At 58.0% G+C, this 13092-nt stretch carries 13 protein-coding genes and 1 pseudogene; 2 read left to right on the top strand and 12 right to left on the bottom strand.

Annotated elements, in window-relative coordinates; all coding sequences use genetic code 11:
- Positions 1 to 90: 90 nt before the first annotated feature.
- Positions 91 to 1491, bottom strand: a complete 1401-nt coding sequence (locus ABQ278_RS17870) for a P1 family peptidase (protein ID WP_349322383.1) — start codon at positions 1489 to 1491, stop codon at positions 91 to 93.
- A 340-nt stretch (positions 1492 to 1831) separates the two neighbouring features.
- Between ABQ278_RS17870 and ABQ278_RS17865 the strand changes: the two genes are divergently transcribed.
- Positions 1832 to 2452: an FMN-binding negative transcriptional regulator gene (locus tag ABQ278_RS17865; protein WP_349322382.1), complete on the top strand. Its 621-nt coding sequence runs from the start codon at positions 1832 to 1834 to the stop codon at positions 2450 to 2452.
- Between the two features lie 343 nt (positions 2453 to 2795).
- Here the strand turns inward: ABQ278_RS17865 and ABQ278_RS17860 are convergent, their stop codons facing one another.
- The 4 genes from ABQ278_RS17860 to ABQ278_RS17845 form a co-directional block, all read right to left on the bottom strand.
- Positions 2796 to 3707, bottom strand: a complete 912-nt coding sequence (locus tag ABQ278_RS17860) for an NAD(P)/FAD-dependent oxidoreductase (protein WP_349322381.1) — start codon at positions 3705 to 3707, stop codon at positions 2796 to 2798.
- Positions 3697 to 4158, bottom strand: coding sequence for an Rrf2 family transcriptional regulator (locus ABQ278_RS17855; protein WP_349322380.1), 462 nt, complete (start codon positions 4156 to 4158; stop codon positions 3697 to 3699). The genes ABQ278_RS17860 and ABQ278_RS17855 overlap by 11 nt, the downstream gene beginning before the upstream one ends.
- A 148-nt stretch (positions 4159 to 4306) precedes the next feature.
- On the bottom strand, positions 4307 to 5290 hold the full coding sequence (locus ABQ278_RS17850; RefSeq protein ID WP_349322379.1) for a FecR domain-containing protein: 984 nt from the start codon (positions 5288 to 5290) through the stop codon (positions 4307 to 4309).
- Positions 5291 to 5348: 58 nt separating this feature from the next.
- Entirely contained in the window at positions 5349 to 6215 is an 867-nt protein-coding gene (locus tag ABQ278_RS17845; protein ID WP_349322378.1) for an RNA polymerase sigma factor, read from the bottom strand.
- Positions 6216 to 6347: 132 nt separating this feature from the next.
- Between ABQ278_RS17845 and ABQ278_RS17840 the strand changes: the two genes are divergently transcribed.
- Positions 6348 to 6659 carry a helix-turn-helix transcriptional regulator gene (locus ABQ278_RS17840; RefSeq protein ID WP_349322377.1) on the top strand — a complete coding sequence of 104 codons (312 nt, stop codon included), beginning with the start codon at positions 6348 to 6350 and terminating at the stop codon, positions 6657 to 6659.
- 169 nt (positions 6660 to 6828) lie between these two features.
- Here ABQ278_RS17840 and ABQ278_RS17835 read toward each other — a convergent pair whose 3' ends face one another.
- The 7 genes and pseudogenes from ABQ278_RS17835 to ABQ278_RS17805 all read right to left on the bottom strand — a co-directional run bounded on the left by ABQ278_RS17835 (position 6829) and on the right by ABQ278_RS17805 (position 12863).
- Complete coding sequence (locus ABQ278_RS17835; RefSeq protein ID WP_349320115.1) at positions 6829 to 7437, bottom strand: hypothetical protein; 609 nt, start codon at positions 7435 to 7437, stop codon at positions 6829 to 6831.
- Complete coding sequence (locus ABQ278_RS17830) at positions 7427 to 7933, bottom strand: RNA polymerase sigma factor (protein ID WP_349322376.1); 507 nt, start codon at positions 7931 to 7933, stop codon at positions 7427 to 7429. Before ABQ278_RS17830 ends, ABQ278_RS17835 begins: the two co-directional genes overlap by 11 nt.
- Positions 7934 to 7942: 9 nt before the next feature.
- Positions 7943 to 8113, bottom strand: coding sequence for a hypothetical protein (locus ABQ278_RS17825; RefSeq protein WP_349322375.1), 171 nt, complete (start codon positions 8111 to 8113; stop codon positions 7943 to 7945).
- A 289-nt stretch (positions 8114 to 8402) separates the two neighbouring features.
- Entirely contained in the window at positions 8403 to 8930 is a 528-nt protein-coding gene (locus ABQ278_RS17820) for a DUF3299 domain-containing protein (RefSeq protein ID WP_349322374.1), read from the bottom strand.
- The gene (locus ABQ278_RS17815) at positions 8927 to 10147 is read right to left on the bottom strand and encodes an ABC transporter permease (RefSeq protein ID WP_349322373.1); all 1221 of its coding nucleotides are present in this window, start codon (positions 10145 to 10147) and stop codon (positions 8927 to 8929) included. The genes ABQ278_RS17820 and ABQ278_RS17815 overlap by 4 nt, the downstream gene beginning before the upstream one ends.
- Positions 10144 to 10785 carry an ATP-binding cassette domain-containing protein gene (locus ABQ278_RS17810; RefSeq protein ID WP_349322372.1) on the bottom strand — a complete coding sequence of 214 codons (642 nt, stop codon included), beginning with the start codon at positions 10783 to 10785 and terminating at the stop codon, positions 10144 to 10146. The genes ABQ278_RS17815 and ABQ278_RS17810 overlap by 4 nt, the downstream gene beginning before the upstream one ends.
- A 98-nt stretch (positions 10786 to 10883) precedes the next feature.
- Positions 10884 to 12863: pseudogene (locus ABQ278_RS17805) on the bottom strand (S46 family peptidase).
- Positions 12864 to 13092: the final 229 nt, after the last annotated feature.

Below are 13092 nucleotides of genomic sequence, written 5' to 3'. Positions count from 1 at the left end.
GGTATCCACGGCATCAGATTGTTTTTGTGACGGTCCTGTGACTAGGCGCGTAGCCGGTTCGGAGCGGTGCGCACAACGCACCGCAAGCGGTTATTTTTTCGCCTTCTGCCAGAGACCGGTCTGCTTCCAAAGGCCAGGGTTCATGACAAGCGTACCTGACTGGTTGAAATCAAGCACCGTGGGGTAGCGTCCCGGCACCGCGAAGAGGCCAGGCCCGACCGGTAACAGCTCGACCGTCTGATCAAGCGGCACGTTGAAAGCTTTGCGCGCACCGGTCGCACGGCCATAGAGCTTGCCGTCCTTTTCACTGACCGTGACGGTGACGAAGTTCGAAAACCGGTACTCGCCCGCATAGCCCGCCAGAGCTTTGACTGGGATGGCCGGCTGCGCTGTGATGACGGGCAGCGGGTCCTGCGCGGGCACCGAATTGAGGATGGCGTCCCACATCAGGTCGGACGCGATGGCGCCGATTTCGGTGCTGTCGACGATACCCTTCTCAGCCTCAATCTCGCCCGTGGATACGGCGTAAAGCGCATCGCCGTCATTCATTGTCGAGAAAGGCTGGATACCACGCGCCATGGAGGTATGAACCTGGATCGCCAGGCGCTGAAGTTCCGCGGCGTCCATCTTCTGGTTGACGACCACAAGGCTGATCGTGGTGTTATGCATCGGCCCGCTGGGCGTGGCCCATCCGGCCTTGCGGCTTTCCGGCAGGTTGTGCATCAGGTCATTGACGGTAATATTGGCCGGCCAGCCGGCATCATTGTAACAGGCGGCCAGTTTGCCATCGCGGTTGACGACCACACCGTAGGGGTTGGCCACGGTGAAGACCGCGATCTTCAGGTCGCCGATTTGGCGGAAGGCACCGCCCTGCCCGGAATGCGCCTTGCAGCCGAAGAAGTATCCTGACATGGTCATGCGTCCGGCCCCGGCGGCGCCGTTTCGGAAGACACCCGGCTGAGCGGCGCGATAGGCGGCCTGAGCCAACCGCTTGTCGGGATAAATTTCATTGAGGCGGCGGTCGCCATAGTCGAAAATGATAGCGCCCAGGGCGACCGCGATGGAATCCCAGTTGCCGGTATTTTTGCCATCATCCTTTAGCGCGCTGGCCACAGCCGTCGTGGTTTCCAGTCCATAGGCCGAACCACCAGCAAAAACCACGGCGTCAAAATCCGAGGTCGGATAGCCCAGTCGCGCCAGGTCGGTATTGACGGTGGCAGGCGCGCCACCGCGTACATCCACCGCTGCCATGACCTTTTTATCGAAACTGAAGACCGTCACGCCGGTCGGCCCTTCGCTGTACTCACCCGTGCCTATCTTCAGCATCGGCCAGTCAAACTTCAGCTCCTTGCCACCAAAATTGATGACAGGCTTGAGATCAGCCTGACTATCGGGTGGAGTCGGCGCCGGCACTTGAGCGAACCCCGGGCTTGCGTAAAGCGCCGGCGCCAAAAACAGAGTAAGGGCAAGAGACAGGAAGGACCTGGGCATGGGGTTGTATCCTCGTGAAGTGAAGCAATAGTGGGCCAGCATCAGATTATGCCGCATTGCAAAAAATGTCGTGCGTGGTGCGCAAAAGTCACCACAAGGTGAAGGAACTGACTCTACTTGCGGCTACACACCTTATGCGTCCAGCCCTGTGGTGGATGAATCCAAGCTAGAACAAGGCTTTGTAACTGTCAGGATGCAAAGGCCGGAGGTGACGGTGACACAGGCTCACCACCCGATCCGCATTTTGTCGGTGTCTTGCAGCATTATGAGGGTTATGTAGGCAGGTCTTATGATGTGTTTTCAGAACACAGGCATGACCGACACACTTTCAGGAATTCCGATGAGCCCTACCCTCTTCCGTGCCGAGCCTTATATCGCCTCTGATCCGGCTGCCATTGTGCGTGACTATCCCTTCGCAACCCTGATCCTGGCCGATATGTCGGCCACGACCACTGCCATCGTTTTCGAGACGGATGACAGTCAGACAACTCTTATCGGGCATATGGCGGCACGAAACCCGCAAGCGAAGACGATGCGCACCGGCGACAGGGCGCTGGCGATCTTCGCAGGGCCGCACGCCTATATCTCGCCGCGCTGGTATGTGGAAAAGCCAGAAGTGCCGACCTGGAACTATGTCGCTGCCCATGTACGCGGCACGCTGGAGGTCATCGACGATGAGGCGGGTCAAACAGACGTGTTGCGCCGTACCATTGACATAGCTGAGAACGCGTTCAGTGCACCCTGGACGATCGATATGGCGCCCGAAGGTCGCGTGGCGTTCTTACTCCCTAAGATCCGCTCCTTCCGCGTCCATGTCGACAGCCTCGAAGGTACGACCAAATTAAGCCAGACACACCCTGAAGGCGACCGCGAACGCATCATTGCAGGCTTGAAAGAGCGTTCCGATCCAACCATTTCCGATCTGATGTCTGCACAGTGGCGTCGACCGCCGGCTGGCTGAAGGCATCTGCCTTTAAGGTGGGCTTTTCTGCAACCTTTGACCGGCAAGGGCTCGACACTGTCGGACCGTCTCGCCGTGGACCCGTTTGGTCCGGGCTGTCGCTCTTGCTGTGAGCGGCCTCGGCCCACCCGCTTACAGTCGACAGCAACACGCCACGCACCCGCGCTCCGCGTCGCCATCAACCGGATCAGTCTGACCTGAAAATTGGCCTCGTTACTCACGCCGGCACGGGTAAGGGTGAGCATCCGGCTTTCCTTCACCACCCATTTTTCCTACACAATCTGCGGGCGTGATGGACGACAAGCGACAGGGTGATCGTCACGGCCAACCACCAAACCGGCGGTTAAAATGTCATGCCGAGGGGATCGAAGATCAGCGAGCGATGCGCGGCCGAACCGGCCATCACCCCATCAGACGTTGCCCAGGTCGCATTATGGGCCGAACGAGCGATATCGCCTGCGGCATAGACGCCAGGCACACTGGTCTGGCCCATGCCATCGATCTGAATGACCGGCCCGAACATGCCGTCCTGTAAGGCACAGCCCAGCACGCCGGCGATCGGGCTGTTCAGTTCGGTGCGCGAACCCAGGTAAAGGGCCGTAATCGGGACAGTCCGGCCGTCTTCCAGCATGACGCCCGCCATATCAGGCGCCGCGCCGACAAATCCGGATATGCGGGCGGGTTCGATAATCACGTGCCGTTGCTGCAATCGCGCCCGTGTCTGGCTGTCGGGCATCTCACCGCCATTGAGGAAGAACGTGGTTGGCCCCCATTCCGGGATCATCAGCGCCTGATGCGCCGACATGGGGGTGAGGCTCAGCACGCCGAGCGGCTGTCCCTGGAACTCATAGCCGTGGCAATAAGGGCAATGCAGCACAGAATGGCCCCAGCGTTCTTTCAGGCCTCGCATATCTGGCAGGTTGTCGCGGATACCGAACGCGAGGATCAATTTTCGTCCCTGAATATCCTGACCGCCGGCTGTGACGGTAAAGTCCTCATTCTGGCCACGTGTTCCGGTTGCTTGCGCGTCAATGAAGGTGACGTTGGGATAGGCCGCCACCTTCTCGCGTCCGGCGCCGATCAAGACGCGTGGCGCGTCGCCGTCATGGGCGAAAAAACCGTGAGAATGGGAGGCGAAACGGTTTCGCGGTTGGCCGGCGTCGATCACGCACACCGAGCGGCGGCCTCGCGCCAGTTGTATGGCGGCGGAAAGGCCGGCGAAGCTGCCGCCGATGATAATGGCGTCAAAGATCATGGTTTTGCTCCTCAAGGGTCTGGCGGCGCGCCCGCATGCGCTGGCGGAAGTCTGCGGCCAGGGCGCCAAGAGTGACGTCCGCGAACCGCGCCATCAGCAGGGCTTCGGCCTCGGCGAAGGCATCGTCTAAGGCGGCATTGACCGCCTGCTCGACCAGGCATGATGGCCGTTCGGTGCGGTGGCCGAGCGCGAAGATCTCCGGCGCACCAACGGCGGCATAGATATCGGCCATCGTGACGGCTGCGAGATCACGGGCGATCGTCCAGCCGCCGCCGTGGCCTTTTTCCGAATGAACGAGGCCGCGTTCTCGCAGGCCCGCCATGATGCGGCGGACGACCACCGGGTTGGTGCCCATCATGGCCGCCAGTTTTTCGGACGTGGCGGGTGTGTCGAGGCTGGCCATGTGGAGAATCACGTGGAGAATGCCCGAAAGTTTGCTGTCCTGTTTCATGTAACTTTATATGTTACATGATGGCGGTCATTTCAAGGCTGGTGTTGAGAATAACCGAGGAAAGCGTGACGGTCGCCAAATTTGATAGGTAGGTTTCCAGCCGAACGCGTCTAGCTCGCACCTTTTGACCTCAAGCCCCTAAGTTCGACTATGACCGCGTCAATGCAATCACATCGCCTTCGTCTGATGCCTGGATACCAAAACTACCCTTTAGTGACTGCAGGAAGGCCTGGGCGTCATGAACATTGAACCGCCCGCCAAGCCTAAGGCCTTCGATAGACCGGTCGCGGATCACGATCTTGCGGGTGAGATAGCGATTGAATTCCGCAACGACGGCCGCGAGGGTCTGGCCCGTGAAAAACAGTTCGTCAGATTGCCATGCCTGAACGGTTTGGATGTCCGTCTCGGTTAAGGTCTTTATGCCCAGGTTCGACGACGCTGAAGAATAGGCCTGGCCCGGTTTGAGCATAGGCGGCGCGGCTTCCTCAACAACGACATTTGGGGCCCGCCTCACCGGTGGCTCAAAAATCTGAACCATGCCCTTCAGACATGTGACCTCCAGCGCACCGTTTCGGATACGCACATTGACCTCGCCCTCAGAGGGCTTAATTTCGTAGCCCAACGCATGGATCGAAACGTCTTGCGACGACGCCGGCACGGAAACAGCGATTTCGCCCTGCTTCAGCCAGACCTCTTTTTTACGCTCACCCCACGTCCACGACAGCCGGGTGTCCGTGTTCACCTCCAGGCGCGCGCCATCGGTCAAGGTCAGGCTTTTCCGCTCACCAATTTGGGTTTCCGCACGGGCGTGGCGATTGAGAAGCGCAAATAGCCCCCCTCCCCCAAGTACCACAGCCGCCGCGCCGGCAATGGCGCCACCTAACCATTGCCGACGGCTCATCGTCCCAGGCGGCACCTCGAATTCATCGACTTCGTCAATAAGCCGGAACTTCACATCCTCGATCAATTCATCCGTGCCCACGATGCGAGCGAAGGCCGCGGCATGGCGCGGGTCGGCATCGCGCCAGCGCTCAAAGTCCTTAAGCTTGGCCGTGCCTAGGTCAAGCCGCGCATGCCATGACGCTGCGGCTTCAAGGAGGTCATCCACTTCTTTGTCGAGAGGTTCAGTCACGTCAAACACTTCCAGCCACGGTCCGGTGCATCCCGATACCGTCCCAGCTTAAGGCAGTTCAATCTGAGATGGAAGTGTCGGCGGTGCTGTCTTGCGTATAGAGGGTCGCGTTCAACCCCAACCCCACAGCGTCTGCCTCTAAATGTTTGTTGAGGGCGACCATGCCGCGCGTCAGGTGGATCTCTACACCCTTCAAACTGATACCCAGCCGCTTGGCGATTTCTTGTCCCGACAAACCCTGGACCTTCCTCAGGATCATGACACGCCGACTTTTGGGGGGTAGCTTATTCATCGCCACCAACACGCGGCGCAGATGATCCCTTTGTTCGGCCTCCACGTCCGGACCTGGCAGTTCATCCTTCACATCGTCTTTGACATCGTCGCCGTGCGCTAAGGGCACGATGCGGCTCTTGGCCAAAAAAGCATAGGCCGCATGTACAACCGATTTGCGAAGATAGGCTTTCGGGTTCTCAATCGTACGCCACCGGTCGCCCACGAGAACCTGAGCATACACATCGTGGACCAGATCGCGCGCAGCCCCCTTAGAGCCGATCAGGTCTTTCGCCACGCTCAGGAGCAGATTTTCATAGGGCGCCACCCGGTCGCGGAACCAGCAATCGACCTCGCGCAACCAGCCCGGCCTTCGCGACGCCCCGTCAGGCGTCTCCAGAAAATCCAGAAAGAAATACCGGTCGGCCACGTCCAGAGCAGCACCAATAAACGCCAGACGCCGCGGCCCAATACGCATGGTGCCTGTTTCCATGGCCTCCAGCTCATCAAGCCTCAACCCCATGGCATCTGCCAGCCACTGCTCAGACATCTGGAGCAAAATCCGCCGGGACAGCAATCGCGCACCGATGTGGCGATCCAGCGCGCCAACAGCGCGGGCATTTATATAGAACTTTTCAACTTGATCGATATCCATTGTGCCACTCTGTTCGGAATGATGTTTGGTTGTTTAGAAAGGCGATTGACTGTAAAGATTTAGCCCAATTTGGTCTATAAATAGACCATATTGTGCGTACAATTGCACGCAGTTTTAGAACACTTTGTTCTAATGAAAGTCCTCGGTGAAAATCTAAAATTGCGCGCGAAAGAGCTCAAGCTCACTGATACGGCGGTTGCAGAGCGCGCCGGGCTTGATCCACGTCGTTATAGTCATTACGCGACAGGCGACCGTGACCCTGACTTCGGCACGCTCATTGGTATTTCAAAGGCACTGCTGACAACGCCGAATGCTTTGCTCGGCGTGCCCAACGCAGAGTCCAATCCTCGTATTAAGCGTCTTGTAAATACGTGCGCAAATCTTGGTGACGACCACCTCGATACACTTATCGCTGTTGCTGAATCACTGGCCGTCAAGGCGTAATTGGCGTTCAAATCTGCAGAGATGACAGGGCCATCCGACCTGTTTGCGCCCAAGGCGGAAGTGGAACTGAGAGAATATCTGCTTGATTAAAACCTTCCCGAAAGTAGACAGCAAACGGTTTGGGGTCTGAGAATCCTAACATGGTGCATCCGGTTGAACAGTACGCATGTCAATTCTCGACTTCGTATTGGTCGAGCAGGCGTTGCAACCGCTTACCTTCTGGTCGTAATAGGCGTACGTATCGGATGGTGTGCATAAGGCTCGATAGCCCCAGGGCGGCACCGAAAAGGATCGAGCCTTGCACCACATGCTGTAGCTCCATCTTACCGACCGAATAAAGCTGCCACAGACATAGGCCCAAAACCGCTATAAAGGCGATCAGCGCCATCGCCATCATGCGGGTTCTGGCTTGCGCAGTGCGGTTCTCATCAATCAGTGCCCGGAGAACTTCCGGCATTGTGTCGGTCGTGTGCGGGTGCGCATTCATATGCCGCCATTGTTGTACAATCGCTGCAAAGAAAGCTACCCATGAGACGATGAGCAGCGCGACTATCCCCCATTCACGAGCAAGACTAGCGATCTTGCCCACGGCTAAGGCATAGAGAATCATAAATGTCCATGTCGTCAGGGCGAGTCCAACCAGCCCCATACCGGTTGCGACCTTGCGCCGCCGGTTTTTCAGTGTCTTCAGGGTTGATTTGACGACATAGGTCTCAGCCACGCTGGCCTGATGATTGGCCTCACTCCGCCACAGGCGCTCAAGGGTATCAAAATCCATCAGACATCTCCCCGACAATGGCCACCAGCCGCGCACGGGCACGGCTCAGGCGGACGCCAATTGTATTTTCGCTCAGGCCATGTAGCGCAGACATGTCGGCATAGGCCACACCGTCCAGCGACAGCAGCATCAACGACCGGTCAACCGGCGCAAGCTGACGGATAGCGGTATAAAGCCCATCCAGCCTTTGTTGATCAGGCTCACGGCAAGTATCGGCGGCCATATCCGCCAATTCATGCCGCGCATTCAAAAAACGCAGGCCCATGAGGGCATCGCGCCGTTTCCAGGTCAGGGCACGGTTATGGGCCACGCGGTAAATAAAGGTCGCCGGTGACGCTTCGCCCCGAAAGGCCGGACGCGCCTTCCACACCGAAATCAGCAGTTCCTGCATGAGGTCGTGCTGATCTGCCGGGGCGGCGAAGGCACGGCTGATCCGCGCCAACCGGCTGAGGTGCGGCGTGATCCATCCGGTAAAATCGTCGTCCGCCTCTGGCATAGGCTTCCCTTAGCGTGCGTCTGTCACCTTGGCGGCTTCACGCTCGGCCCTCAGCGCTTCGCGGTTGTTACGTTGGAACGCGCCGGTGCTGAATCCATATACAAGGCCCGATATCGCCAGCGCTATCGCGATGAAAAACGCCACAAGGCGGTGCTTTGGTTCAATAAAAAATGCCAACATATCGGTCTCCTTCTTAAGGGTGTCAGGAGATTAGACTCAAGCTTATCCGCGAAACTTACAGGTCGTTGTAAATAATCTTCAGGCCTTCCTGATTACAACCTCTACTCCTGTGCACCAAAGGCGGAAGTTTGGCCATGATTTCCGACCCACGCCTGAAACCCGACATAACCAACGTCTGTGTTATACTGAGGTTATGCAGAAGCGAGTTGCGGTGGAAGGGCTGACAGAGACGCTGTCATGTCTGGAGATCTATTCCCCTGCCACATTCCCCCATGGAGTATCTGCCGCACTACCCCCTGACCTGACGTGCATTTGTCAGCTTGAAGAAAACGCCCATTTCACCATTGTTGATCAGGCTGAATGTCCCTTCGATCGTCGTCATTTTCTCGTCCCAGACGACCGGACTTTTTGAGATGACCTCGATTACTTCATTCGGCTGCCCCGGAGGATGGTAGAAGCAGACGGGTGTGTTCACACCAATCAGAAAGTGATTGGTCCGGTCGTTGCCATCTAACGGGAGCGTGAACCCTTTAGCTCTGACGATCTTTCCGGCCAGGGCCTTGACCTCCGGCGTGGCAACTATCGCATACATACCGGTCTTCTGGTTTTCAGATACCTTGCACTGACGTAGGAGCGACCACAAGGGATCGGGTGAGCGTGGCAGGCCCGCCTGGCTTTGCCTTTCAGCGCACAGTTCGACATCCACGCAATTGGATGTCGCGGCCGGCTTCGCGCTTTTCTTCGGTGCCGCCCCGCAGATGAGCGGCAAGGACAGCATCGCCAGTCCCGCTGTCAAGAGCCCACGTCGTTCCATCATGCTTTCAGGCCCTCCTCCACGGATGAGGCCGCAACCCTTACCACGGGAATGATGCTGGCCAGCAAGGCCAGGACAAGCGTACCCACATAGATAAGTAGCAATTCGCGCAGGCTTGGCCAGTTGGAAATCAACAGGCCATAGCTCAGCATACGGTCGGCGACAAGCGAGCCAAGCCCCGCCATTACAGCGATTCCGAGCAGGAACGCGCCGTGCACCAGGATTAGAGACTCCTGAAAAGCCATGCGCGCGACCTTGAAGCGGGAGGCGCCAAGGATGCGCAAAAGTGCGAGGTCACGTGCCCTCTGGTTTAATCCGCTGACAAGGCTGATCGCAGCCATGCAGGCGGCAACGATGCCGAACAGCACGCCGAACAGCACCATGATATTGAATACGGGACGCACAAGCGCACTGAGGCGGGCCATTTCGAGTTCCGGATTGGCCGCCGTCAAATCCGTCGTTGTGCTAATCTGGCGCGGCGTAATGGCGGCCGCGATGGGCGACGAGAACTTGGCGACCATCGCGCTGATGGCGATCGGCATGCCGTCTTTGTCATAGCCCTGACCCGCCACCTGCGTCGGTCCCTGCTCGTCCGGATCGTCTATATCGACGTGCACGACCCTGATGCTTTTCAGGTCGGCCAGGATGAGACGATCGATGACCGATCCGTTCGGCTTCAAAATCCCGACGACCGTATAGGCGGCGTTGCGGTGCAGTTCGCCACCTATGTCCAGACCGTGCGTGCTGATCATTTTCGAGCCGATCGTCAGGTGCTGTGACCGCGCGGCCCCGGCGCCCACGACGGCCTCCATGCCGCCAGACCACATGCGGCCTTGCGCAAGCTTCGCATCATAAATCCCGACAATGGCCGGCGTCGTCCACAAGATACGCGTGCCATTATAGCTGTCACCCAGAGCGACGGGCGCGCTGGCCTTCACGTAAGGATTTTTGACGGCCTCGGCGGCGGCTCTATAAGACACAAGTCCGCGTGTCGGCGTAATATGCAAGGCGCAGCACATGACGAGATCAAGTTCCGATCCCTTGGGGCCGACCACCATATCCGCGCCGCCAAGCGCTTTCTTGACCGCAGAAGGCACGTCCTCCGCCAAATTCATGACCGTACCGATGAGCGCTATCCCCAGGGCCCCGACGATGACAGTCAAGAGCGCGCCACCCCAACGGCGCAGCAAGTATTTGAAGGACAGTGACCAGAGGCTCATGCGCCCTCTCCTTCGATATAAATGACCGTACCGCACGCATCCATGACGCGTTGATCGTGCGTTGCAACGACTAAGGCGGCACCTTCCGCGCTCGCGCAGCGTCGCAGCAGGTCAATCAGCCTGGCTGCAGAGACAGGATCGAGCGCTGCTGTGGGTTCGTCACACAGAAGGAGCCTGGGATGGTTCATCAGCGCCCGAGCAATGGCGACCCTTTGCATCTGCCCCTGGCTTAATTGATCGGCCCGATGCCGCTCAAGGTCACGAAGACCCAGGTCTTCCAGCAGAGACCGCGCCCGGCTCTTGTCATGTGGCAACCCGGCACAGGTTCGCGCCAACTGCAGGTTTTCTTCGACCTTTAGCGCGTCCACAAGGTGAAAGGCGGCAAATACATAGCCAATCGTGCGTCCGCGAAATATGGCCCGTTTCTCTTCGGATAGCGTCCATAGAGACGTTCCGGCGACGTCGACGCGTCCGGACGCAGGCTGTAAGATGCCAGCCAGCGCCAATAATATAGAGGTTTTGCCTGACCCGGATGGTCCCGCCAGCGCCAGGGTGTCGCCTTCGGAAAGGGTGAGATCAGGACAAACAATCTCGCGGTCACGACGCCGAACGACAAGATCACGGGCTACCAAGGCCATCGCGCGTCCTCAAAGAAACACTGGCTGATGGTTATAGTATAACATTGCAATTCGCAACAATGAAAATGGCCCGGCGGGCTATGACCGCCGGACACCTCCTATTTACCCGTCAACAATTCAGCGACCAGAGCCTTGCGACCATAGACCTTGTCGAGGGCCTCGGTAATAGCGCCCGTTGACACCACGACGCAGCGATTGACCGATCCGTCATAGGCGAACGCGCCACCGAGCGAGAGACTATTGCCGTCGAACGCTGCGCCAATCACCTCGCCCCTGACGTTGAAGACCGGAGAGCCTGAATTGCCGCCGACGATGTCGTTCGTGGTGACAAAGTCGTAGACCTTGTTCGGATCGATCCGGTCTTTCGCCGCGAGGAACATCGCCGGCGCGTTGAAGGGTTCCTGTCCGGTTGCCCGATCGAACAGACCGCCCATATAGGTGTAGGCGGGTACGGTTGTGCCATTATAGGTCCAGCCCGCGACCTTCCCGTATGACAGGCGCAGCGAGAAGGTGGCGTCTGGATAGGTCGAGGTGCCATACGCCTTGAAGCGAACCCTGGCAATTTTCTCCGCCGCAATCTGCGCAGGCCCCGACACCTTGGCTTAATATTCGCTGCGGATGGCACGTGCTTGGTCATCTATGCGGATGGCATACTGGATCATCGGATCGTCGGAGGCCTGAAGGTCTGCCCAGCTCTCGTTCCAGAGCTTTTTGCGCACCGCCAGATCAGTCAGGTGCGTGCCGGCAACCAGTCGCTTCGACAGGCTTTCCGGTGATTCCTTGCCGAGCAACAGTTGGGTCACCGGGCTATCGACGGTCAAATTTTCACGCGCCTTCGACAGACCGAATTCAAGTTCGACCTGTTCCAACGGCTTTTCAATGGGGGCTTCCGAAAACAGGCGCGTCTCGACGCCCGATAAACGTGAGTCGGAAAATTCCGGCAGTCGTTCAGCCGACGGCTTCTCCCGCTCCTTGACGCCCCGAACGATTGTACGCGCCATGCTCAGCAGGTCACCAGGCGTCTTGTCCAGATAGCTGTAAGGCAGGCGCAACCGCTTATAATCCGTCTGAACGGCAGCCATATTGGCCCAGGGATCGCCGATGTCCTTCGCAAAATCCCCGGTAAGCGTTGATTTCAGATAGGCTTCTTCCCTCTTCTTGCCGGCTACGATGTCGGAACCGACCAGCGCCAGTTCCTCGCCGCTATAGGCCTTGAAAGAATTTTCGACCCCGAACAGCTCGTCCTTGGTGATACGTTTGTTTTCCGGGCTGGTCTCGGAGAAGGCGATCAGCCGGCCACGCAGTTCGGACAGTGTGATCAGGGCGGCTGGCAAAGACACATCGCGGCGGCTCTCCAGTTGAGAGGCCGTCAGCAGGCGTTCGGTCGTTCCGGGATTACCGGCAACAAACGTCAGCTCGCCGTCTTTTGGCGCCTGCGGATTCCATTTCAGATAGTGCTGCGCCTTGATCGGCTTGCCATTTTCATAAAGGCGGAGGAACCCCACATCGAGCGCATAGCGGGGAAAGTTGAAATTATCCGGATCGCCGCCGAAGAAGGCCGCCTGAAATTCAGGGACGAACACGAGGCGAACATCCGTGTACTTATGGTACTTGTAAAGCTTGTATTGCCCGCCCTGGTAAAAGTTGATCACCTGGCAACGCAACGCCTTGTCATCGCCGCAGACCGACGTTTCCAGTTCAGCGGCCTTTGCGCCATAAGCCTTGATGAAGGCCTGCCCGGTCAGTCCACTGGTTGCGGCATTGAGGGCCTGCGTCTCATCAACGATATCCGTCAGAATTTCCGCGTCGAGGCCAGGACATGATTTTTCTTCCGGCTTGCCGGCGATTATAAAACCGTTCGTGACATGGTCTTCGTTCGATGAGGACAGGTTCTGAGCGCATTCCAGAACGCAGTGATGGTTGGTCAGAACGAGACCGTCCGGTGAGACGACCGAGGCCGAACAGCCGACACTCAGGCGAACCGCAGACGCCTGGACATTATCAATCCAGGCCTGATCGAGGCTTACACCATAAGCCTCCTTGATCTTCGCCAGCGGAAGATTATCGAAGGTCCACATCCCTTCGTCAGCCGATGCCGGCTGGAACATTGTCACGCTGAATGCCAGCCCAAGCGCAGTCCCAGACACCAATAATCTCTTCATCATGAGCATGAGGTTCCTACTTGATCACGCGGGCACTTTTACCTATCCGGGGTCGCTCAAAAATGTTATGATATATCATTACTAGCGTAGCGCAAGAGACTTTTCGCCGCCGGCATTTAAGCGGCGAGACCGGGCGTCGAGGATT

Origin of the sequence: Asticcacaulis sp. MM231, assembly GCF_964186625.1 — a bacterium.
Lineage (GTDB): Bacteria > Pseudomonadota > Alphaproteobacteria > Caulobacterales > Caulobacteraceae > Asticcacaulis.
The sequence above is the reverse complement of the archived record's forward strand: the minus strand, read 5'-3'. Positions and strand labels throughout refer to the sequence as shown.